We start from the raw sequence: 22,647 nt of genomic DNA, 5'->3' as shown, positions 1-22,647 counted from the left end.
AACGATCAGGGCCAGGCGGAGGAATCATCCTCTGACCTGGCCCTGAGCCGTATGGAGCGGGCGACGGGAATCGAACCCGCGTAGCTAGTTTGGAAGACTAGGGCTCTACCATTGAGCTACGCCCGCACAGGACGCGCCGCAGGTCAGGTGACCGCGGCACAGAAGGCATCGTAGCGGGTCGGCACCCCTGACCGCACACCCCGTTAATGCGGCGGCCGCGCCGCCTGTGGGCATGTACCCTACGTGTCGCACCAGCACGGGGTGTGGCGCAGCTTGGTAGCGCGTCCGCTTTGGGAGCGGAAGGCCGTGGGTTCAAATCCCGCCACCCCGACCAGGACCGGTCAAGACCGGCCACATGCGTGACGACCTCGTGTGATCGCGTCCAGTGATCGCCTTTGGGGGGTGTCGCCGCTGCCGTTACTATGCAAGCTGCACGCCCGTGTGTCTCTCCATCTGATGAAGTCCTCCCGGGCGGCGAAATCCGCCGGACCAGTCTGGTCCCGGCAGAACCCAAGAAGTCAGCCACAAGGAGACCGAACCGTGAAGAGCGCCGTGGAGACCCTGAACCCGACTCGGGTTCGGCTCACTGTCGAGGTGCCCTTCGAGGAGCTCAAGGACAGCCTCGACGCGGCGTACAAGAAGATCAACCAGCAGGTCACGGTGAAGGGCTTCCGCAAGGGCAAGATCCCGGCCCGCGTCATCGACCAGCGGTTCGGCCGTGGCGCCGTGCTGGAGGAGGCCGTCAACGACGCGCTGCCGAAGTTCTACACCGAGGCGGTCAACGAGGCCGACCTGAACGTCCTGGGCCAGCCCGAGGTCGACATCACCGAGCTGAAGGACGGCGAGACGCTGAACTTCACCGCCGAGGTCGACATCCGCCCGACCATCGAGATCCCGGACTACTCCGGCATCGAGGTCGAGGTCGACGCGGTCGAGGTCACCGACGAGGACGTCGAGAAGTCGGTCGAGCAGCTCCGTGAGCGCTTCGCCTCCACCTCCCCGGTCGAGCGTGCCGCCGAGGACGGCGACGTCGTCACGATCGACCTGCAGGCCAAGGTCGACGACGAGGTCCTGGAGGACGGCGTCGCCGAGGGCGTCTCCTACACCATCGGCTCCGGCGAGCTGCTGGAGGGCATCGACGACGCCGTGAAGGGCCTCGAGGCCGGTGGCGAGGCCACCTTCGCCTCCGAGCTCAAGGGCGGCTCGGCGGCCGGCAAGGAGGCCGAGGTCACCGTCAAGGTCACCCAGGTCGCCGCCCGCGAACTGCCCGAGCTGGACGACGAGTTCGCGCAGCTCGCCTCCGAGTTCGACACCCTGGACGAGCTCAAGGCCGACAGCCGCAAGCGCCTCGAGAACATGAAGCAGTACGACCAGGCCACGCAGGCCCAGGAGCGCGTCCTGGAGAAGCTGCTGGAGCTCGTCGAGGTGCCCGTCCCCGAGAAGCTCCTCGAGGACGAGATCAACACCCGCAAGCACAACCTCGAGCACCACCAGCTCGGCCAGATGGGCCTCGACCTCGAGAAGTACCTCGAGATCCAGGGCAAGACGGTCGAGGAGTTCGACGCCGAGACCAAGGAAGCCGCGGTCAAGGGCATCAAGACGCAGTTCGTCCTCGACGAGCTCGTCAAGCAGGAGAAGCTGAACGTCAACCAGGAGGAGCTCACCGAGCACCTCATGCGTCGCGCGGCCTCCTCCGGCATGTCCCCCGACCAGTTCGCCCAGGCGGTCGTCGAGGGCGGCCAGGTTCCGCTCCTGGTCGGCGAGGTCGCCCGCGGCAAGGCGCTGGCCGTCGTCGTCGAGAAGGCCGTGGTCAAGGACACCAACGGCGAGGTCATCGACCTGGACGACGAGGACGAGACCGAGCAGGCCACGGAGACCGTGGAGGCCGCCGAGGGCACCGCGGACGAGGCCGCCGAGGAGAAGTCCGAGGGCTGAGCCCACGGAGCCTTGTAAGCCGTAGGAAGGGCCCTGGGGGTACACCCCCAGGGCCCTTCTTCAGCTACGGCCGGGCAACGTCCCCCCAATGGGCGCGGGGAACGGCGCGACCAGCACCCGCGACCGGTAGCCGCCCACTGTCAGCCGAAGCTGTGGGGAGAAATTCGGCCCACCCGGCGGAGCGCATGCGCTCACAGCGAACACCCGCGGAACCGGGATTGCAGCACAGGGCCACCGCGTTAGGGTCCATGAGTATGAGGGCAGGGAAGCCCCCGTTGCCCGCAGAACACGTAAGACGGCCCGGCGCCGTCGTAAGACGAGCAGGTGGATACGTGACGAATCTGATGCCCTCCGCCGCCGGCGAGCCCTCCATCGGCGGTGGCCTCGGCGACCAGGTCTACAACCGGCTGCTCGGCGAGCGGATCATCTTCCTCGGCCAGCCGGTCGACGACGACATCGCCAACAAGATCACTGCGCAGCTGCTGCTCCTTGCCGCGGAACCGGACAAGGACATCTTCCTGTACATCAACAGCCCCGGCGGTTCGATCACGGCCGGCATGGCGATCTACGACACCATGCAGTACATCAAGAACGACGTGGTGACCATCGCCATGGGCCTCGCCGCCTCGATGGGACAGTTCCTGCTCAGCGCGGGTACCCCGGGCAAGCGCTTCGCGCTGCCGAACGCCGAGATCCTGATCCACCAGCCCTCCGCGGGCCTGGCCGGCTCGGCCTCCGACATCAAGATCCACGCCGAGCGGCTGCTGCACACGAAGAAGCGCATGGCCGAGCTCACGTCCCAGCACACGGGCCAGTCGATCGAGCAGATCACCCGCGACTCGGACCGCGACCGCTGGTTCGACGCCTTCGAGGCCAAGGAGTACGGCCTCATCGACGACGTGATGCCCACGGCCGCCGGTATGCCGGGCGGCGGCGGCACCGGGGCCTGAGCCCCACCGCGGGGCACACACACCCCCGCAGCGCCCCCAGCCGACCGCCCAAGCCCCTAGGAGACAGACAGTGAACGACTACCCCGGCAGCGGCCTGTACGACCGCACGCGCGCCGAGTACACGGGTCCCGCCGCCGAGTCCCGCTACGTCATCCCGCGGTTCGTGGAGCGCACCTCGCAGGGCATCCGCGAGTACGACCCGTACGCGAAGCTCTTCGAGGAGCGCGTGATCTTCCTCGGCGTGCAGATCGACGACGCCTCCGCCAATGACGTCATGGCGCAGCTGCTGTGCCTGGAGTCGATGGACCCCGACCGGGACATCTCGGTCTACATCAACAGCCCGGGTGGCTCCTTCACCGCGCTCACGGCCATCTACGACACGATGCAGTTCGTGAAGCCGGACGTCCAGACGGTCTGCATGGGCCAGGCGGCCTCCGCCGCGGCCGTGCTGCTGGCCGCCGGCACGCCCGGCAAGCGCATGGCGCTGCCGAACGCCCGTGTGCTGATCCACCAGCCGTACAGCGAGACCGGCCGCGGTCAGGTCTCCGACCTGGAGATCGCCGCGAACGAGATCCTGCGGATGCGCTCGCAGCTGGAGGAGATGCTGGCCAAGCACTCCACCACGCCGATCGAGAAGATCCGCGAGGACATCGAGCGCGACAAGATCCTCACGGCCGAGGACGCGCTGTCGTACGGGCTGATCGACCAGATCATCTCCACCCGGAAGATGAACAACGCCGACGTTCGCTGACGCGGACCCGGTAGTGTCTGCTGCCCCTTGGCACGGTTTGGGACGGTGCACGTCAAAGTGAACCGCGCCAAGGGGGGCCCGAACGGGGGCCCAGGCAAGGTACCGTCGACATAAGGCAGCACCAGGAGCCGCTGGATTCGAAAACGTCCAGTCGTCTCCCAGGCGAAGGGGAAGCACACCGTGGCACGCATCGGTGACGGCGGCGATCTGCTCAAGTGCTCGTTCTGCGGCAAGAGCCAGAAGCAGGTCAAGAAGCTCATCGCAGGCCCTGGTGTGTACATCTGCGACGAGTGCATCGATCTCTGCAACGAGATCATCGAGGAAGAGCTCGCGGAGACCAGTGAGGTCCGCTGGGAGGAACTGCCCAAGCCGCGCGAGATCTACGAGTTCCTCGAGGGCTACGTGGTCGGCCAGGAAGCAGCCAAGAAGGCGCTCTCCGTCGCCGTCTACAACCACTACAAGCGCGTGCAGGCCGGCGAGAACGGCGGCGGTCAAAGCCGCGAGGACGCCATCGAGTTGGCGAAGTCCAACATCCTGCTGCTGGGCCCCACGGGCTCCGGCAAGACGCTGCTCGCCCAGACCCTGGCCCGCATGCTGAACGTCCCCTTCGCCATCGCGGACGCGACGGCGCTGACGGAGGCCGGGTATGTCGGCGAGGACGTCGAGAACATCCTGCTCAAGCTGATCCAGGCGGCCGACTACGACGTCAAGAAGGCCGAGACCGGGATCATCTACATCGACGAGATCGACAAGGTCGCCCGGAAGAGCGAAAACCCCTCGATCACGCGTGACGTGTCCGGCGAGGGCGTCCAGCAGGCCCTGCTGAAGATCCTGGAGGGCACGACGGCCTCGGTTCCGCCGCAGGGCGGCCGTAAGCACCCGCACCAGGAGTTCATCCAGATCGACACGACGAACGTCCTGTTCATCGTGGGCGGCGCGTTCGCCGGCCTGGAGAAGATCATCGAGTCGCGGGCCGGCGCCAAGGGCATCGGCTTCGGCGCGACGATCCGCTCCAAGCGCGAGCTGGAGGCCAAGGACCAGTTCGAGGACGTCATGCCGGAGGACCTGGTCAAGTTCGGCATGATCCCCGAGTTCATCGGCCGCCTCCCCGTCATCACCTCGGTCCACAACCTGGACCGTGAGGCCCTGCTCCAGATCCTGGTCGAGCCGCGCAACGCCCTCGTCAAGCAGTACCAGCGCCTCTTCGAACTCGACGGCGTGGAGCTCGACTTCGAGCGCGAGGCCCTGGAGGCCATCGCCGACCAGGCCATCCTCCGCCAGACGGGCGCGCGCGGCCTGCGCGCCATCATGGAGGAGGTCCTGATGTCGGTGATGTACGAGGTGCCGTCCCGCAAGGACGTCGCCCGGGTCGTCATCACGGCCGAGGTCGTCCAGTCGAACGTGAACCCGACGCTGATCCCGCGAGATGCGCGCCGCGGACCGGGCGAGCAGAAGTCGGCGTAGCCGTACCGCAGTACCGCAGACGGACGAAGGGGCCCCGGTCAACCGACCGGGGCCCCTTCGCCGTTAACGAGTGGGGCGTCGTCAGGCCTTGACGCGGATCTCGGCCCGGACCTTCGTGGTGATGTCCACGGCGACGTCCTTGGAGATGCCCTTGGTGGCGTCGCCCGGCGACACCATCGCGATGGTGCTGTAATCGGCCCACGCGCAGAACCAGTCGGTCTTCTCCTTCTTGGTCATCAGGTCCTGGCCCTTGGCGGCCTGGCACTTCATGACCGCACCGTCGATGTCGACCGCCTCGGGCTCACCGACCAGCTCGGTCTTGCCTGCGCCGGAGGAGCTGGAGCCGGAATCCTCCTCGGCCCCCTTCTTGAAGTCGGTGAAGAACTTCTCGAGGGCCGCCTCGGGATCGGCGATCTCACCGTAGGCGCCGAAGTAGGTGATGCCCTTGGCCGTCGCGAGCTCGGAAAGGTCCGGCGCGGTGCTCGACGGGTCGTTGGGGTCGTAACCGCTCAGATCCGCCGTCGAGTAGAGGCCGACCACACTCTGGCCGTTCTTGACGCCGCTCTTCTCCATGTCCTCGGCGGTGTCGCTGGCCCCGCCGACGTCCTGCCCGGCCTTGGAGGCCCGGTTGTACTCGCTGAGCAGCTTCTCCGGCGTAGCCAGCTTGTGCGCCCCGTCGTCCTCGAGGCTGCCCGCGCCGCCGCCCCGGCTGCCGCCCAGAGCGAAGTACGCCCCCACGCCGATCGCGGCCACGAGGGCCACCGCGCCGATGATCAGGCCGGTCTTCTTGCCACCGCCGCCCGGGGTCGGCGGCTGCGGCATGCCGTACTGGGGCTGCTGACCGTACTGGGGCTGCTGGCCGTAGGGGTTCGGCTGCTGGGGCGGGACGCCCGGGGGCTGCTGCGGGTAGCCGTAACCAGGCTGGGGCTGGGCCGGCGGGGCCTGCTGGGGGTAGCCGTAGCCGGGCTGGGGCGCCTGCGGCTGCTGGCCGTAGGGACCGGGCTGCTGAGGCGGCCCGCCGTACGGACCGGGCTGCTGGGGCTGCCCGCCGTACGGGCCCGGCTGGTTGTAGCTCATTTCTGGGTTCCCCTCCAGATGCTTATGTGTTCCTGACATCCTGGCTCAGACTCAGGCAACGCATGGCATCGGGGTGCCCACCGTTACAGAACAAACGCGTTTCGGGACACGCCCGCGACACCCCTAAACTGAGCGGGTGACCGAGAACGCTCAGCAGCAGCCACCAGCGCCCGACACCGAACTGCCGACCCAGTACGCGCCGGCCGACGTAGAGGGGCCGCTGTACGAGCGCTGGGTGGAGCGGGGTTACTTCGAGGCGGACGCGAAGAGCGACAAGCCGCCGTTCACCGTCGTCATCCCGCCGCCGAACGTCACCGGCAGCCTGCACCTCGGGCACGCCTTCGAGCACACCCTCATCGACGCCCTGACGCGCCGTAAGCGCATGCAGGGCTTCGAGACGCTGTGGCAGCCCGGCATGGACCACGCCGGTATCGCCACGCAGAACGTCGTCGAGCGCGAGCTGGGCAAGGAAGGCAAGTCCCGGCACGACCTCGGGCGTGAGGCGTTCGTCGAGCGCGTCTGGCAGTGGAAGGGCGAGTCCGGCGGGCAGATCAGCGGCCAGATGCGCCGCCTCGGCGACGGCGTCGCCTGGTCCCGCGAGCGGTTCACCATGGACGAGGGCCTGTCCCAGGCCGTCCAGACCATCTTCAAGCGCCTCTACGACGACGAGCTGATCTACCGCGCCGAGCGCATCATCAACTGGTGCCCGCGCTGTCTGACGGCCATCTCGGACATCGAGGTCGAGTACCAGGACGACGACGGCGAACTCGTCTCCATCCGGTACGGCGACGGCGACGACGCCATCGTCGTGGCGACGACCCGCGCCGAGACGATGCTCGGCGACACCGCGGTCGCCGTCCACCCCGACGACGAGAGGTACCGCCACCTCGTCGGCCGCGACATCGAGCTGCCGCTCACCGGCCGCCGTATCCCCGTCGTCGCCGACGAGCACGTCGACCCGGAGTTCGGCACCGGTGCCGTCAAGGTGACCCCGGCCCACGACCCGAACGACTTCGAGATCGGCCAGCGGCACGACCTGCCGGCCATCACGATCATGGACGAGCACGCGGTCATCACCGCCCATGGCCCCTTCCAGGGCCTGGACCGCCTGGAGGCCCGCTCGGCCATCGTCGCCGCGCTGCGCGCCGAGGGCCGGATCGTCGCCGAGAAGCGTCCGTACGTCCACTCCGTCGGCCACTGCTCGCGCTGCAAGACCACCATCGAGCCGCGCCTGTCCATGCAGTGGTGGGTCAAGGTCGGCCCGCTCGCCAAGGCCGCCGGTGACGCGGTCCGCGACGGCAAGGTCAAGATCCACCCGCAGGAGATGGAGAAGCGGTACTTCGACTGGGTCGACAACCTCCACGACTGGTGCATCTCACGGCAGTTGTGGTGGGGTCACCGCATCCCTGTCTGGTACGGCCCGGAGGGTGAAGTCGTCTGCGTCGGCCCCGACGAGGAGCCGCCCACCGGCGAGGGCTGGCACCAGGACACCGACGTCCTCGACACCTGGTTCTCCTCCGGCCTGTGGCCCTTCTCCACCCTCGGCTGGCCCGAACAGACCGAGTCGCTCGCGAAGTTCTACCCGAACTCCGTTCTGGTCACCGGCTACGACATCCTCTTCTTCTGGGTCGCCCGGATGATGATGTTCGGCCTGTACGCGATGGACGGCACCCCGCCGTTCCACACCATCGCCCTGCACGGCATGGTCCGCGACCAGTTCGGCAAGAAGATGTCGAAGTCCTTCGGCAACGCGGTCAACCCGCTGGACTGGATGGACAAGTACGGCAGCGACGCGCTCCGCTTCACCCTGGCCCGCGGCGCCAACCCGGGCGTCGACGTCCCGATCGGCGAGGACTGGGTCCAGGGTTCCCGTAACTTCGCGAACAAGATCTGGAACGCCACGCGCTTCGCGCTGATGAACGGCGCCACGGTCGACGGCCCGCTCCCGGAGCCGTCGGCGATGTCGTCGACGGACCGCTGGATCCTGTCCCGTCTGAACTCCGTCGTCGCCGAAGTCGACGCGTTCTACGAGGACTTCCAGTTCGCGAAGCTGTCCGACGCGCTCTTCCACTTCGCATGGGACGAGGTCTTCGACTGGTACGTCGAGCTGTCGAAGACGACGTTCCAGGCGGGCGGCGAGCCGGCCGAGGTCTCCAAGCGCGTCCTCGGCGAGGTCCTCGACGTCACCCTCAAGCTGCTGCACCCGGTGGTCCCGTTCGTCACGGAGACCCTGTGGACGACGCTGACGGGCGGCGAGTCGCTCGTCATCGCCGAGTGGCCGAAGGACAGCGGCTTCCGTGACGCCGCGGCCGAGCAGGAGATCGCCGTTCTCCAGCAGGTCACCACCGAGGTCCGCCGCTTCCGCGCCGACCAGGGGCTCCAGCCTGGCCAGCGTGTCCCCGCTCGCCTGACCCTCGACGGCACGGCCCTCGCCCCGCACGAGCCGGCCATCCGCCAGCTGCTGCGCCTCCAGCCGGAGGGCGAGTCCTTCACGGCCACGGCGACCCTGCCGGTGGCGGGCGCGGAGGTCGCGCTCGACCTCTCCGGCGTGATCGACGTCGCGGCCGAGCGCAAGCGCCTCGCGAAGGACCTCGCGGCGGCCGAGAAGGAGAAGGCCCAGGCGAACGCCAAGCTCGGCAACGAGGCGTTCCTCGCCAAGGCGCCGGACAACGTCGTGGAGAAGATCCGCGGCCGCCTGGCCAAGGCGGAAGAGGACATCGCACGGATCGCCGCGCAGCTGGATCGGCTGCCGCAGGCGTAGGTGTTCGTACGTCGATGAAGGCCCCCGGAGCTTCTTGGCTCCGGGGGCCTTCGCCGACTCTCTCGGGGGCACGGACCGTATCGCTGTGCGGCGCCTCCGTGGGGGCGCGACCAGCCACAACGCACCCGCACCCGCCACGTGACACCACGCACCCCACTCCGTGGGCGCGCTGTCAGTCCCCCTCCGTAGACTGACCCCGTGAGCGACGAGAACGAGCCCGACCCCCTCGACCACTTCGAAGAGATCATCGCGGCCGAGACCGACCGCGACCCCGATCTCGCGGTCATCGAGGCCGGCAGCCGCACCCTGCGCACCCAGGGCGGCCCGCCCAGCGCCGACGTGCCCGCACGCCCCGAGGACCCCGAGGTCGACAAGGCGCTGCGCGAGGTCGAGGCGGAGCTCGCCACTCGCTGGGGCGAGACCAAGCTGGAGCCGTCCGTCACCCGGATCGCCGCGCTCATGGACGTGCTGGGCGACCCGCAGCGGGCGTACCCCTCCATCCACATCACCGGCACCAACGGCAAGACGTCGACGGCCCGCATGATCGAGGCCCTCCTCGGCGCCTTCGAGCTGCGCACCGGCCGCTACACCTCCCCGCACGTGCAGTCGATCACCGAGCGGATCAGCCTCGACGGGGCGCCGATCTCGGCCGAGCGGTTCATCGAGACGTACCAGGACATCCGGCCGTACATCGAGATGGTCGACTCCCAGCAGGAGTACCGGCTGTCCTTCTTCGAGGTGCTGACGGGCATGGCGTACGCCGCCTTCGCCGACGCGCCGGTAGATGTGGCCGTCGTGGAAGTCGGAATGGGCGGCTCCTGGGACGCCACGAACGTCATCGACGGTGATGTCGCCGTCGTGACTCCCATAGACCTCGACCACACCGACCGGCTCGGCGGCACTCCGGGTGAGATCGCCGGAGAGAAGGCCGGGATCATCAAGCAGGACGCCACCGTGATCATGGCCCAGCAGCCGGTGGACGCGGCGCAGGTGCTGCTGAAGAAGGCGGTGGAGGTCGACGCCACGGTCGCGCGCGAGGGCCTGGAGTTCGGGGTCGTGTCGCGTCAGGTCGCTGTCGGCGGGCAGTTGGCGACCCTGCGCGGGCTGGGCGGTGAGTACCCCGAGGTGTACCTGCCGCTGCACGGCGCGCACCAGGCGCACAACGCCGCCGTCGCCCTCGCCGCAGTGGAGGCCTTCTTCGGCGTCGGCGCCGCGCGGGCCGAGCCGCTGGACATCGACACCGTCCGCAAGGCGTTCGCGGCCGTCTCCTCTCCGGGCCGTATGGAGGTCGTACGGCGCTCTCCGACCGTCGTGCTCGACGCCGCTCACAACCCGGCGGGCGCGCGTGCGACCGCCGAGGCGATCGCGGAGGCCTTCGACTTCAGCCGGCTGATCGGGGTTGTCGGCGCGAGCGGCGACAAGAACGTGCGTGGGCTGCTGGAGGCCTTCGAGCCGATCTTCGCCGAGGTCGTCGTCACGCAGAACTCCTCCCACCGCGCCATGGACGCCGACGAACTGGCCGCCATCGCCGTCGAGGTGTTCGGCGACGAGCGCGTGCAGGTCGAGCCGCGGCTGCCGGACGCCCTGGAGGCCGCGATCACGCTGGCCGAGGAGGAAGGCGAGTTCGCGGGCGGCGGTGTGCTCGTCACCGGGTCCGTCATCACGGTCGGCGAAGCCCGGCTGCTGCTGGGGAAGGGCTGAGTCCGAAAATGCGTACGCTCTGTTCCTCGACCCTGATCGGCGAGTTCTTCGTCATCGGCTTCGCCGGTCTGGTCGCCATGAAGGATCCCGACCTGGCCATGTCGACGGTGTGGACGGTCAGCGGGATCGCGATGTTCCTGTGCCTGCTGCTGTGCGGCCTGGTGACCCGGCCCGGCGGAGTCGCCCTCGGCTGGGCCCTGCAGATCGCCCTGATCGCGTCCGGCTTCATCGTCCCGACGATGTTCTTCCTGGGCGCGGTGTTCGCGGCGCTGTGGTGGGCGTCGGTGCACTACGGCAGAAAGGTCGACGAGGCGAAGGCGCGCTTTGCGGCGCAAGGGGACAAAACCAGCCCTTCCGGAGCCTGAGGACGAGGCCGCTGAGGCCGATCGGAGCCCCGGGGGCATCCCCTGGGGCCCGTCACCTGCACTAGCTGACACTCCGTGACGAGCGCCCAGCTCAGCCCTGTAACCTCGTCCCACCGCACACCTGTAGGTAATAAGGAGCTCGTCGTGACCCAGCGCACCCTCGTCCTGCTCAAGCCCGACGCAGTCCGCCGCGGCCTGACCGGCGAGATCATCAGCCGGATCGAGCGCAAGGCCGGCTGGCAGATCACCGCGCTGGAGCTGCGCACCCTGGACCAGGAGACCCTGGAGCAGCACTACGGCGAGCACAAGGGCAAGCCCTTCTACGAGCCGCTGGTGGAGTTCATGGCCTCCGGCCCGGTCGTGGCCCTGATCGTCGAGGGTGAGCGGGTCATCGAGGGGCTGCGCGCACTCGCCGGTCCGACCGACCCGATCGCCGCGGCACCCGGCTCCATCCGCGGCGACTTCGGTGTGATCGTCCGCGAGAACCTGATCCACGCCTCCGACTCCGAGGAGTCCGCGGAGCGCGAGGTGAAGATCTTCTTCCCGGGCCGCGCCTGACCCTCACACCAGGCCCGAACTGGGGCGGTCGAAGAAACCCGACCGCCCGGCGGCATATGCGTGGCGATCGAGGGAACGAGTGCCCCCGATGGCCCGTCTCCACAAGCGAGGCGACTCGCCATCTGATGACAATGGCGAAGACCCTCCCGCAGTGTTCGCGAAGGCGCGTCTACGATAGAAGCCTTCACGTCACAGCACCCACTTCGCCGACCTGAAAAGCCATCAAAAGCTCCCAGGAAGGCCAGACGAATCCTGATGGGGAACTCAATGTCGTTCATCGGCCGTGACATGGCTGTCGACCTCGGGACCGCCAACACGCTGGTGTACGTCAGGGGTCGCGGGATCGTACTCAACGAGCCGTCCGTCGTCGCGATCAACACCAACACCGGCGGCATTCTCGCGGTCGGCGCCGAAGCGAAGAAGATGATCGGGCGCACGCCCGGCAACATCGTTGCCGTACGTCCGCTGAAGGACGGCGTCATCGCCGACTTCGAGATCACCGAGCGGATGCTCCGCTACTTCATCCTGAAGATCCACAAGCGGCGGTATCTGGCTCGTCCGCGGGTCGTCGTCTGTGTGCCCTCCGGCATCACGGGCGTCGAGCGCCGCGCCGTCATCGAGGCGTCGTCCCAGGCCGGCGCCCGCCAGGTGCACATCATCGAGGAGCCCATGGCCGCGGCCATCGGCTCCGGCCTGCCGGTCCACGAGGCCACGGGCAACATGGTGGTCGACATCGGCGGCGGCACCACGGAGGTCGCGGTCATCTCCCTCGGCGGCATCGTCACCGCCCAGTCCATCCGCGTCGCGGGCGACGAACTGGACAACGCGATCATCCAGCACATCAAGAAGGAGTACTCCCTTCTGCTGGGTGAGCGGACGGCCGAGCAGATCAAGATCACGATCGGTTCGGCGTACGACCTCGATGCTGACGAACACACCGAAATCCGCGGCCGGGACCTTGTCTCCGGGCTGCCGAAGACCGTCGTCATCTCAGCGGCCGAAGTACGCAAGGCCATCGAGGAGCCGGTCAACGCGATCGTGGACGCCGTGAAGACGACCCTCGACAAGTGCCCGCCGGAGCTGTCCGGCGACATCATGGACCGAGGCATCGTTCTGACCGGCGGTGGTGCCCTGCTGCGCGGCCTCGACGAGCGGCTGCGCCGCGAGACCGGCATGCCGATCCATATCGCCGAGGACCCGCTGGACAGCGTGGCGCTCGGCTCCGGCAAGTGCGTCGAGGAGTTCGAGGCGTTGCAGCAGGTGCTGGACGCCCAGCCGCGCAGATGACGTAACTCTTCGATTCCGCCGTACGGGATGATCTCCTCTCGTACGGCGGATCGTTGATATAGAGGCATAAGCTCCCTGAAGAGCCTCGAAACGTCGAACCTTCGAGCCTTCGAAAGTTCGCAGAGAAGCTCCACGCACAAGCTCCGCTTAGAAGTTCGTAGTCAAACTCCGCATACAGAGCCCCCTCGGGTTTACCGGGGGTTTCCCGAATTCCTACTGAGGAAGGGCACGGCCGCTGCACGTGAGGGACACACGAGAGAGCCGGCTGCTCCTGGTGCTGCTGATCGCCATCGCGTTCGCACTGATCACGGTGGACATCCGCGGCGGTGAGGATTCGCCGGTCGACGGTGCCCGCCATGCCGCTGCCACGGTCTTCGGACCGATCGAGGACGGCGTGTCGGCCGCGGTGAACCCGGTCGGCAACGCGGTCGCCGCGATCCGCGACTCCGGCGAGCGCCACGACCGGCTCGCCCGGCTGGAGCAGGAGAACGCCGCCCTCAAGGCCAAGCTCGGCAGCGACGACCGCAACCGCAGCCGCCTGAAGCAGCTGGACAAGGTGCTGAAGGTCGCGGGAGCAGGCCAGTACGGCATCAAGGGCGCGGAGGTCATCGCGATAGGAGCAGCCCAGGGCTTCTCCTGGACGATCACCATCGACGTCGGCGTGAACGACGGCATCCAGCGCGACATGACCGTCCTGAACGGGGACGGGCTGGTCGGACGCGTCACCACCGTCGGCCCGAACACCGCGACCGTGCTGCTCGCCAACGACCCCGACTTCACCGTCGGCACCCGCATGGAGGCCAGCGACGAACTCGGCTTCGCCTCCGGACAGGGCGACCGGCCGCTGCGCGTCGAACTCCTCAACGGCAAGGCCGAGGTGAAGAAGGGCGACCGGCTCGTCACCTTCGGCTCACAGGCCGACAAGCCGTTCGTGCCCGGCGTCCCCGTCGGCGTGGTCTCCCGCGTCGACCCCTCCGGCGGCAACCTGACCCGGACCCTGTACGTCACGCCGTACGTCGGCTTCAGCAAGCTCGACATCGTCGGCGTCGTCGTCCAGGCCCCCGCGAAGGACCCGCGCGACACGGTGCTCCCCGACAAGCCCGAGCCGACTCCCACGCCGACCGTGACGGTCACCGTCACGCCGGGCGCCGAGGACCCGGCAGACGGTCAGAACCAGCCGCAGGCGGATGGTCAGGACCAGCCGCAGGCCGACGGTGAGGACCAGCCGCAGGCCGACGGCCAGAATCAGCCTGGGACCGACGGCCGGAACCAGTACGAGCAAGACGTGTACGAGCAAGAGCAGTAGGAGCTGAAGCCAGATGCGCGTCAACCGAGTCCTGCTCTCCTCCGCCCTGGTCGTCGTCGCCCTGGTGATCCAGGTCAGCGTCCTGGCCCGCCTCCACCTCCCGGGCGCCGTCCCCGATCTGCTGCTGCTCACCGTCCTGGGCCTCGCCATGGTCTACGGCCATGTCGGCGGCGCCCTCGTCGGCTTCGGTGCCGGTCTGCTCGCCGACCTCGTCCCGCCCGCCGACCATGCCGCCGGCCGCTATGCGCTGGTGCTGAGCGTCATCGGCTATCTCGCCGGGCTCATCAAGCCGGACAACGGCCGGCTCAAATCGGCCACCGGGCCGATGGTCGTCGTGGTCGTCGCCGCGATCGGCACGACCCTGCTGTACGCCGGTGTCGGCGCCCTCGTCGGGGACACCGCCGCCCGCCATGTCGGCCTCGGCAGCCTGCTGTTCACGGCCGCGCTGTACGACCTGCTGCTCGCCCCGTTCGTCGTCCCGGGGATCATGGCGCTGGCCCGACGGGCGGAGAACGACCCGCTCGCCGACAGCAAGTCGCAGGCGAAGAAGGCCGACATCTCCACCGGCTGGCTCTCCGGCGGCACCGGTCTGCGCATCGGCGGCCAGCGCGGCGGGATGGGGGGCCTGAAGGGTGGCCTCAAGGGCGGACTGAAGGTGAAGGCGGTGCGGGCGCGGACTGCGCGCGCCGGGCGCATTAAGGGGGTCAAGCGGCTGTGAGGGCAGGGGAGTTCACCCGGACGGGTGAGTCCAGGAGGAACCGGGCCTCGCAGGCCGGACGTTCATCACTCGTACACGCGGTCGCAGGCGGCGTCGTGCACACGGTCGTACGAAGAGTCGTACACACACAGTCGTATCCGCACTGGCACTTGCACTGAGAGGGGGAGGCAGCCGCAGTGAGCAACATCCCCGAGACCGGTAGGACGCCACGCGTCCAGATCCGGCTCGTCGTCATCCAGATCCTCGTCCTCTCCCTCCTCGGCACCCTCGGCGGGCGCCTGTGGTACCTGCAGATCCGCGAGGGCGACGCGTACGCCAAGGAGGCGTCCGGCAACCACGTCCAGCAGGTCGTCCAGCCCGCCGTGCGCGGCTCGATCCTGGACGCGCGCGGAGTGCCGCTCGCCGACAACGAGACGCGGCTGGTGGTCTCCGCCTCCCGCACCGACCTGCTGAAGATGAAGGACGACGGCAAGGGCGTCCTCGCCAAGCTGGCCAAAGTGCTCGGCATGAAGACCGAGGACGTGATGGGCAAGGTCCGGCTCTGCGACGCCGAGACCCCGCAGCCCTGCTGGAACGGCTCGCCGTACCAGCCCATCCCCATCACCGACGAGGCCACCCCCAAGCAGGCCCTGCAGATCCGTGAGCGCGCCGAGGACTTCCCCGGCATCACCGCCGAGCCACAGGCCCTGCGCCGGTACCCGAGCCCCGGCAATTCCAACACCGCCCAGGTCCTCGGCTATCTCTCCCCGGTCACCGACGAGGAGCTCCAGCAGGCCCAGGACACCGACTCGCCGTACCTGCGCTCCGACCAGGTCGGCCGCTCCGGCCTGGAGCGGCAGTACGACAAGCAACTGCGCGGCAAGGCCGGCGTCACCCGCTACGAGGTCGACAACCTCGGCCGGGTCATCGGCCAGGCCAAGGCGGACGCCGCCCAGCCCGGGGCCAACCTCGTCACCAGCATCGACTCCCGCGTGCAGCGGGTCGCCGAGTACGAGCTGAACGAGGCGATGAAAGCAGCCCGCAAGGAGTGGGACCGCAACACCAACGAGCCGTACAAGGCCGACTCGGGCGCGGTCGTGGTGATGGAGGCCAAGACCGGCCGCGTCGTCGCCATGGCGTCCAACCCTTCGTACGACCCGAACGCCTGGGTGGGAGGCATCTCCGCCAAGGACTACAAGCAACTCACCGGCAAGGCCTCCAACTACCCGCTGCTCAACAGGGCGATCCAGGGGCAGTCGGCCCCCGGCTCCATCTTCAAGGTCGTCCCGACGGCCGCCGCGGTCAACGCGGGCTACTCCTTCGACGGCCCGTACGAATGCTCCAGCTCGTACTCGATCGGCGGCCAGGTCTTCAAGAACTTCGAGTCCAAGGGGTACGGCCCGATCAGCCTCGGCCGCGCCCTGGAGGTCTCCTGCGACACCGTCTTCTACCGCCTCTCCCACGAGGAGTGGAAGCGGGACGGCGGCACCAAGCCGAAGAAGAACGCGGGCGACTGGTTCTACAAGACCGCCCACCAGTTCGGCCTCGGCGCGGAGACCGGCATCGACCTCCCCAACGAGGTCACCGGCCGCATCCCCGACCGCCAGTGGAAGCAGGACTACTGGAAGGCCAACAAGGACGCCTGGTGCAAGTACGGCAAGAAGGACGGCAGCTACGCCGAGAAGATCGCCTACGAGAACTGCCTCGAAGGCAACCGGCTGCGCGCCGGTGACTCCGTCAACTACTCCATCGGACAGGGCGACACCCTCGTCACCCCCATCCAGATGGCGACCATCTACTCGGCCATCTCCAACGGCGGCACCCTCTACGACCCGACGGTCGGCAAGGCCGTCGTCAGCCCCGACGGCAAGACCGTCGAGGAGATCAAGCCCAAGTCCCACGGCAAGCTGCCCATAAGCAAGCAGACGCTGGCCGCGATGGACGACGCCCTCGCCGGAGTCGCCACCCGCGGTACCGCCGCCTGGCGGTTCGCGGACGTCGGCTGGCCGCAGGACAAGATCCCGATGCACGCCAAGACCGGTACCGCCGAGGTCTACGGCAAGCAGACGACCTCATGGTTCGCGACGTACACCAAGGACTACTCGGTCGTCATGACGATCTCCCAGGGTGGTACGGGTTCCGGCGCCTCGGGTCCGGCCGTGCGCAACATCTACGACGCGCTGTACGGCGTCTCCGACGACGGCGCGATCAACAAGAAGAACGCGCTGCTGCCCGCCCCGCAGAAGAACCTGCCGAAGGTCCGCACCGACGGCACCATCGCCTCGCCGAAGGTCTCCAAGGACCCGGCGAAGGAGCAGCGGGCAGGCCAGAAGGGCGAGGCCGAGCCGGACGAGCAGCAGCTCGCCGGGACGGTCGCGCCGCCGACGACCGAGAACCGGGACACCCGGCGCAGACGACGCAGGGGCCGCGGGCGCGGAAGCCGGAGGATGCTCACATGACCGGCGCCAACAGTTTCCAGGTCTCCGGGTACGGGCCCGAACGGGCGGGCTGGACCCGCCTGTTCGCCCGCGACTCCCTCGCCCGCCGGCTGGACTGGCCGATACTGCTGGCGGCGATCGCCCTGTCGCTGATCGGCTCGATCCTGGTCTTCTCGGCGACACGCAACCGCACCGAGCTCAACCAGGGCGACCAGTACTACTTCCTGATCCGGCACATCCTGAACACCGGCATCGGGATCGCGCTGATGATCGGGACCGTGTGGCTGGGGCACCGCGCCCTGCGCACGGCCGTGCCGATCCTGTACGGCGTCTCGGTTTTCCTGATCCTGCTGGTGCTCACACCGCTCGGCTCCACGATCAACGGCGCCCACTCCTGGATCAAGCTCCCCGGCGGCTTCTCGCTCCAGCCCTCAGAGTTCGTGAAGGTCACGATCATCCTGGGCATGGCGATGCTGCTGGCGACGAGAGTGGACGCGGGGGACAAGCAGTACCCGGACCACCGCACGGTCGTGCAGGCGCTCGGCTTGGCCGCCGTGCCGATGCTGATCGTGCTGCTCATGCCCGACCTCGGCTCGGTCATGGTGATGGTGGTGATCGTGCTGGGTGTGCTGCTCGCGTCCGGCGCCTCCAACCGCTGGGTCTTCGGGCTGATCGGCGCGGGCACCATGGGGGCGATCGCGGTCTGGCAGCTGGGTGTCCTGGACGACTACCAGATCGCCCGCTTCGCGGCCTTCGCCAACCCGGAGCTCGACCCGGCGGGGGTCGGCTACAACACGAACCAGGCACGCATCGCGATCGGTTCGGGCGGGCTCATGGGCGCGGGGCTGTTCCACGGCTCGCAGACGACCGGCCAGTTCGTGCCGGAGCAGCAGACCGACTTCGTGTTCACCGTGGCGGGGGAGGAGCTGGGCTTCCTCGGCGGCGGGCTGATCATCCTCCTTCTCGGCGTGATCCTGTGGCGGGCCTGCCGGATCGCCCGCGAGACCACCGAGCTGTACGGGACGATCGTCGCGGCGGGGATCGTGGCGTGGTTCGCCTTCCAGGCGTTCGAGAACGTCGGGATGACGCTGGGGATCATGCCGGTGACCGGTCTGCCGCTGCCGTTCGTGTCGTACGGAGGGTCGTCGATGTTCGCGGTGTGGGTGGCGGTGGGGTTGCTGCAGTCGATCCGGGTGCAACGTCCGTTGTCCGCGTGAGCGGCGGGCCGGGGCTGGGAGGTGCGGCGTCGGACCGGTGCTGCGGCGTCGGACCGGAGCGACGTCGGACCGGCGCTGCGGCGTTGCACCGGAGCGGCGTCGGACCGGTGCTGCGGCGTCGGACCGGAGCGACGTCGGACCGGCGCTCCGGTCAGCCGAATGGGTGCCGTGCGGTCGGTCGAACGGGCGCCGTGCCGTCCGGATGATGCGCGGCGGCGCGGTGCTCCAGCCGGGGGCCGGGTGGCCTGCGGCAGGATCGGCCCGCATCGGCCCGACTCCCAGTCGCCGCCCCCCGTTTTCCCAGCGTTCATGGCTGGTGAGCCCTGTCATCCCGTCGTGACTCCCACTAGATTCAGGGCATGGCGGACACGAAGCGCGAAATCGAGCGGAAGTATGAATCCGACGACAGCGGCCTGCCGGATCTGACCGGGGCCGCCGGGGTCGATGCCGTGATCGACAAGGGTGTAGCGCAGTTGGACGCCACCTACTACGACACCGCGGACGAGCGCCTCGCCTCGTCCTCGATCACCCTGCGGCGCCGAACGGGCGGGTCCGACGCCGGCTGGCATCTGAAGTTCCCCGTGGCCCCCGGAGTGCGGGACGAGGTCCAGGCGCCGCTGTCCGACACGCTGCCCGATTCCCTCGCCGGACTCGTCCGCTCCCGGGTTCGGGACGCCGAACTGGTGCCCATGGTCCGGCTGCGCTCCGAGCGTGACGTGCGGCATCTCGTGGACGCCGACGGCGGGCTGCTCGCGGAGGTCAGTGTGGACGCCGTGCAGGCCGACCGCCTCGCAGGCGGCAGCGGTGGCGCGCAATGGACCGAGATCGAGGTGGAGTTGGCCGACGGCGTCGACCCGGAGTTGCTCGACAAGGTGGAGAAGCGGCTGCGCAAGGCCGGGGTTCGGCCGTCCAAGTCGGAGTCGAAGCTCGCGCGCGCCCTGGCCGAGACCGCCCCGCAGAAGCTCGCCCCCGTGTCCGTCGAGGACCCCGTGACCGCCGGCGACCACGTGCTCGCGTACGTCCGCGCCCAGCGCGACGCGATCGTCGAGCTCGACCCCGCCGTACGCCAGGACGTCGAGGACTCCGTGCACAGCATGCGCGTCGCCACCCGCCGGATGCGCAGCACCTTCAAGTCCTTCGGCAAGGTCCTGGACCGGGCCGTCACCGACCCGATCGGCGACGAGCTGAAGTGGCTGGCCGGCGAGCTGGGCGTGGACCGGGACCGCGAGGTGCTGAACGAGCGGCTGTCGGCCGCTCTCGACGAGGTGCCCGACACGCTCGTCTACGGTCCTGTCGCCGAGCGGCTGAGCCACTGGGCGGGGGACAGGCCCGGCGGGGCGAGCGGCCGGCTGATCGGGGTCCTGGACTCCCGCCGCTACCTGGCCCTGCTCGATGCCGTCGACGGGTTGCTCGCCGACCCCCCGTTGCTGAAGGCGGCCGGGAAGGAGCCCGGGAACGCGCTGCCGAAGGCCGTGCGGAAGGACTTCGGCAAGGTGTCCGCGCTCGTCGAGCGGGCCCTCGAGCTGGAGCCCGGCAGCGAGCGTGACGTCACCATTCACGAGGCCCGCAAGAAGACCAAGCGCACCCGCTACGCGGCGGAGGCGGCCGTTCCGGCGCTCGGCAAGCCGGCCAAGCGCCTGGTCAAGACCATGAAGTCCCTGCAGAACCTGCTCGGCGAGCACCAGGACAGCGTCATGGCCCGCCAGACGCTGCGCGAGCTGTCCGCGGTCGCGCACGCGGGCGGGGAGAGCGCCTTCACCTACGGGCTGCTGTACGGGCGCGAGGAGCAGCGGGCGGCGGCCGTGGAGGACGAGCTGCCCGGAGTCTGGGACGGGGTCAGGGGCGGGGCGGACGTCCTCTGAGCTTTCGGACGTGCTGGGGGTGGCCACGGTCGCGTTAGGCTAGATGGTCACCCCTGTCAGTTCAGTCCCGCTCACGAAGGTTCGCGAGATGCCTGCCGAAGTCGCTGCGTCGGTTTTCCCGCAGCTCGAAGCTCTGCTCCCGCATGTGCAGAAGCCGATCCAGTACGTCGGCGGAGAGCTCAACTCCACGGTCAAGCCGTGGGACTCCTGTGACGTCCGCTGGGCGCTCATGTACCCCGACGCGTACGAGGTCGGGCTGCCCAACCAAGGCGTCATGATCCTCTACGAGGTCCTGAACGAGCAGCAGGGCGTCCTCGCCGAGCGCACGTACAGTGTGTGGCCGGACCTGGAGGCGCTGATGCGGGAGCACGACGTCCCGCAGTTCACGGTGGACAGCCACCGGCCGGTGAAGGCCTTCGACGTGTTCGGCCTGTCCTTCTCCACCGAGCTCGGCTACACCAACATGCTCACGGCCCTGGACCTGGCGGGCATCCCGCTGGAGTCCAAGGACCGGACCATCGACGACCCGATCGTCCTGGCGGGCGGCCACGCGGCCTTCAACCCCGAGCCGATCGCCGACTTCATCGACGCGGCGATCATCGGCGACGGCGAGCAGGCCGTGCTGGACATGACGGCGATCATCCGCGCATGGAAGGCGGAGGGCTGCCCCGGAGGCCGCGAGGAGGTCCTCTTCCGCCTGGCGAGGACGGGCTCGGTGTACATCCCGGCGTTCTACGACGTCGAGTACCTCCCGGACGGCCGTATCGCCCGTGTCGTACCGAACAAGAGCGGTGTCCCGTGGCGTGTGTCCAAGCACACGGTCATGGACCTGGACGAGTGGCCTTACCCCAAGCAGCCGCTCGTGCCCCTCGCCGAGACGGTCCACGAGCGCATGTCGGTCGAGATCTTCCGCGGCTGCACCCGAGGCTGCCGCTTCTGCCAGGCCGGCATGATCACGCGCCCGGTGCGCGAGCGCTCGATCACCGGCATCGGCGACATGGTCGACAAGGGGCTGAAGGCGACGGGCTTCGAGGAGGTCGGCCTGCTCTCCCTCTCCTCGGCGGACCACAGCGAGATCGGCGACGTGGCGAAGGGCCTGGCGGACCGCTACGAGGAAGACAAGATCGGCCTCTCGCTCCCGTCCACCCGTGTCGACGCCTTCAACATCGACCTGGCGAACGAGCTGACGCGCAACGGCCGCCGCTCCGGACTGACCTTCGCACCGGAGGGCGGCTCGGAGCGCATCCGCAAGGTCATCAACAAGATGGTCTCGGAGGACGACCTGATCCGGACGGTCTCCACCGCCTACGGCAACGGCTGGCGGCAGGTGAAGCTGTACTTCATGTGCGGCCTGCCGACCGAGACCGACGACGACGTCCTGCAGATCGCCGACATGGCGACCAAGGTCATCGCCAAGGGCCGCGAGGTCTCCCGCTCGAACGACATCCGTTGCACGGTCTCGATCGGCGGCTTCGTCCCGAAGCCCCACACCCCCTTCCAGTGGGCCCCGCAGCTGTCGGCCGAGGAGACGGACGCCCGTCTCGAGAAGCTCCGCGACAAGATCCGCGGCGACAAGAAGTACGGCCGCTCGATCGGCTTCCGCTACCACGACGGCAAGCCGGGCATCGTCGAGGGCCTCCTCTCCCGGGGTGACCGCCGCATCGGCGCGGTCATCCGCGCGGTCTACGACGACGGCGGCCGCTTCGACGGCTGGCGCGAGCACTTCTCCTACGACCGCTGGATGCAGTGCGCCGACAAGGCGCTGGTCCCCTTCGGCGTCGACGTCGACTGGTACACCACCCGCGAGCGCACCTACGAGGAGGTCCTCCCCTGGGACCACCTCGACTCCGGCCTCGACAAGGACTGGCTCTGGGAGGACTGGCAGGACGCCCTCGACGAGACCGAGGTGGAGGACTGCCGGTGGACGCCGTGCTTCGACTGCGGGGTGTGCCCGCAGATGGACACCCACATCCAGATCGGCCCGACGGGCAAGAAGCTGCTGCCGCTGACGGTCAAGAACGCGGCGCCGGCTCCTGCGGGGAGCGGGCACTCGCACTGAGTTCGGTTTGAGATACCTGAGGAGCCCCCTTCCCGGGATGGGAAGGGGGCTCACTCGCGTGTGCGATCTCTTGACGACAACGTGCGCGACCTGGTCGGCCGGCCCCCGCATCCGCGTGCGGACGGGCCCCAGCGGGAGCGGCCTGGCGCAGGCCCAACTCCTTCCGGGCAGTGGGCGGCTCCTGTCGGGCCACCGCAGCGCAGAGGGCGGGGGCGTGCG

16 protein-coding genes and 2 tRNA genes are annotated in these 22,647 nt (G+C 68.8%); 16 read left to right on the top strand and 2 right to left on the bottom strand.

The window, feature by feature from the left end:
* Positions 1-52 precede the first annotated feature (52 nt).
* Positions 53-126: transfer RNA gene (locus ACFY5C_RS13530), tRNA-Gly, on the bottom strand.
* Between the two features lie 131 nt (positions 127-257).
* Here ACFY5C_RS13530 and ACFY5C_RS13525 point away from each other — a divergent pair.
* The 5 genes from ACFY5C_RS13525 to clpX all read left to right on the top strand — a co-directional run bounded on the left by ACFY5C_RS13525 (position 258) and on the right by clpX (position 5,100).
* A tRNA-Pro gene (locus ACFY5C_RS13525) sits at positions 258-334 on the top strand.
* A 206-nt stretch (positions 335-540) separates the two neighbouring features.
* Positions 541-1,935 (top strand): trigger factor, encoded by a 1,395-nt coding sequence (gene tig / locus ACFY5C_RS13520; protein ID WP_389443959.1) that lies wholly within the window; start codon positions 541-543, stop codon positions 1,933-1,935.
* Between the two features lie 344 nt (positions 1,936-2,279).
* Entirely contained in the window at positions 2,280-2,885 is a 606-nt protein-coding gene (locus ACFY5C_RS13515) for an ATP-dependent Clp protease proteolytic subunit (RefSeq protein ID WP_328430572.1), read from the top strand.
* A 70-nt stretch (positions 2,886-2,955) separates the two neighbouring features.
* On the top strand, positions 2,956-3,636 hold the full coding sequence (locus ACFY5C_RS13510) for an ATP-dependent Clp protease proteolytic subunit (RefSeq protein ID WP_389443957.1): 681 nt from the start codon (positions 2,956-2,958) through the stop codon (positions 3,634-3,636).
* 180 nt (positions 3,637-3,816) lie between these two features.
* Positions 3,817-5,100 (top strand): ATP-dependent Clp protease ATP-binding subunit ClpX, encoded by a 1,284-nt coding sequence (clpX, locus tag ACFY5C_RS13505; protein WP_389443955.1) that lies wholly within the window; start codon positions 3,817-3,819, stop codon positions 5,098-5,100.
* 81 nt (positions 5,101-5,181) lie between these two features.
* Here clpX and ACFY5C_RS13500 read toward each other — a convergent pair whose 3' ends face one another.
* On the bottom strand, positions 5,182-6,177 hold the full coding sequence (locus tag ACFY5C_RS13500; protein WP_389443953.1) for a hypothetical protein: 996 nt from the start codon (positions 6,175-6,177) through the stop codon (positions 5,182-5,184).
* A gap of 136 nt (positions 6,178-6,313) precedes the next feature.
* On the opposite strand from ACFY5C_RS13500, the gene ACFY5C_RS13495 reads away from it, so the two are divergent.
* From ACFY5C_RS13495 to ACFY5C_RS13445, 11 genes are all read left to right on the top strand, one after another.
* Complete coding sequence (locus ACFY5C_RS13495; RefSeq protein ID WP_389443951.1) at positions 6,314-8,938, top strand: valine--tRNA ligase; 2,625 nt, start codon at positions 6,314-6,316, stop codon at positions 8,936-8,938.
* A gap of 198 nt (positions 8,939-9,136) precedes the next feature.
* Positions 9,137-10,639: a bifunctional folylpolyglutamate synthase/dihydrofolate synthase gene (locus ACFY5C_RS13490; RefSeq protein WP_389443949.1), complete on the top strand. Its 1,503-nt coding sequence runs from the start codon at positions 9,137-9,139 to the stop codon at positions 10,637-10,639.
* An 8-nt stretch (positions 10,640-10,647) separates the two neighbouring features.
* On the top strand, positions 10,648-11,004 hold the full coding sequence (locus ACFY5C_RS13485; protein ID WP_389443947.1) for a DUF4233 domain-containing protein: 357 nt from the start codon (positions 10,648-10,650) through the stop codon (positions 11,002-11,004).
* Between the two features lie 144 nt (positions 11,005-11,148).
* Complete coding sequence (gene ndk / locus ACFY5C_RS13480; protein WP_030052239.1) at positions 11,149-11,562, top strand: nucleoside-diphosphate kinase; 414 nt, start codon at positions 11,149-11,151, stop codon at positions 11,560-11,562.
* A gap of 267 nt (positions 11,563-11,829) precedes the next feature.
* On the top strand, positions 11,830-12,849 hold the full coding sequence (locus tag ACFY5C_RS13475; protein WP_004931372.1) for a rod shape-determining protein: 1,020 nt from the start codon (positions 11,830-11,832) through the stop codon (positions 12,847-12,849).
* Between the two features lie 241 nt (positions 12,850-13,090).
* Positions 13,091-14,155, top strand: a complete 1,065-nt coding sequence (gene mreC, locus ACFY5C_RS13470; RefSeq protein WP_389443945.1) for a rod shape-determining protein MreC — start codon at positions 13,091-13,093, stop codon at positions 14,153-14,155.
* A 13-nt stretch (positions 14,156-14,168) separates the two neighbouring features.
* Positions 14,169-14,873: a rod shape-determining protein MreD gene (gene mreD, locus ACFY5C_RS13465; RefSeq protein ID WP_389443943.1), complete on the top strand. Its 705-nt coding sequence runs from the start codon at positions 14,169-14,171 to the stop codon at positions 14,871-14,873.
* 176 nt (positions 14,874-15,049) lie between these two features.
* Complete coding sequence (gene mrdA, locus ACFY5C_RS13460; RefSeq protein WP_389443941.1) at positions 15,050-17,311, top strand: penicillin-binding protein 2; 2,262 nt, start codon at positions 15,050-15,052, stop codon at positions 17,309-17,311.
* Positions 17,308-18,507: a rod shape-determining protein RodA gene (rodA, locus tag ACFY5C_RS13455; RefSeq protein ID WP_389443939.1), complete on the top strand. Its 1,200-nt coding sequence runs from the start codon at positions 17,308-17,310 to the stop codon at positions 18,505-18,507. Before mrdA ends, rodA begins: the two co-directional genes overlap by 4 nt.
* A gap of 359 nt (positions 18,508-18,866) precedes the next feature.
* Entirely contained in the window at positions 18,867-20,369 is a 1,503-nt protein-coding gene (locus tag ACFY5C_RS13450) for a CHAD domain-containing protein (protein WP_389443937.1), read from the top strand.
* Positions 20,370-20,457: 88 nt separating this feature from the next.
* Complete coding sequence (locus ACFY5C_RS13445) at positions 20,458-22,428, top strand: TIGR03960 family B12-binding radical SAM protein (RefSeq protein WP_389443935.1); 1,971 nt, start codon at positions 20,458-20,460, stop codon at positions 22,426-22,428.
* Positions 22,429-22,647 lie beyond the last annotated feature (219 nt).

The organism is Streptomyces sp. NPDC012935, assembly GCF_042900345.1.
Lineage (GTDB): Bacteria > Actinomycetota > Actinomycetes > Streptomycetales > Streptomycetaceae > Streptomyces.
The sequence above is the reverse complement of the archived record's forward strand: the minus strand, read 5'-3'. Positions and strand labels throughout refer to the sequence as shown.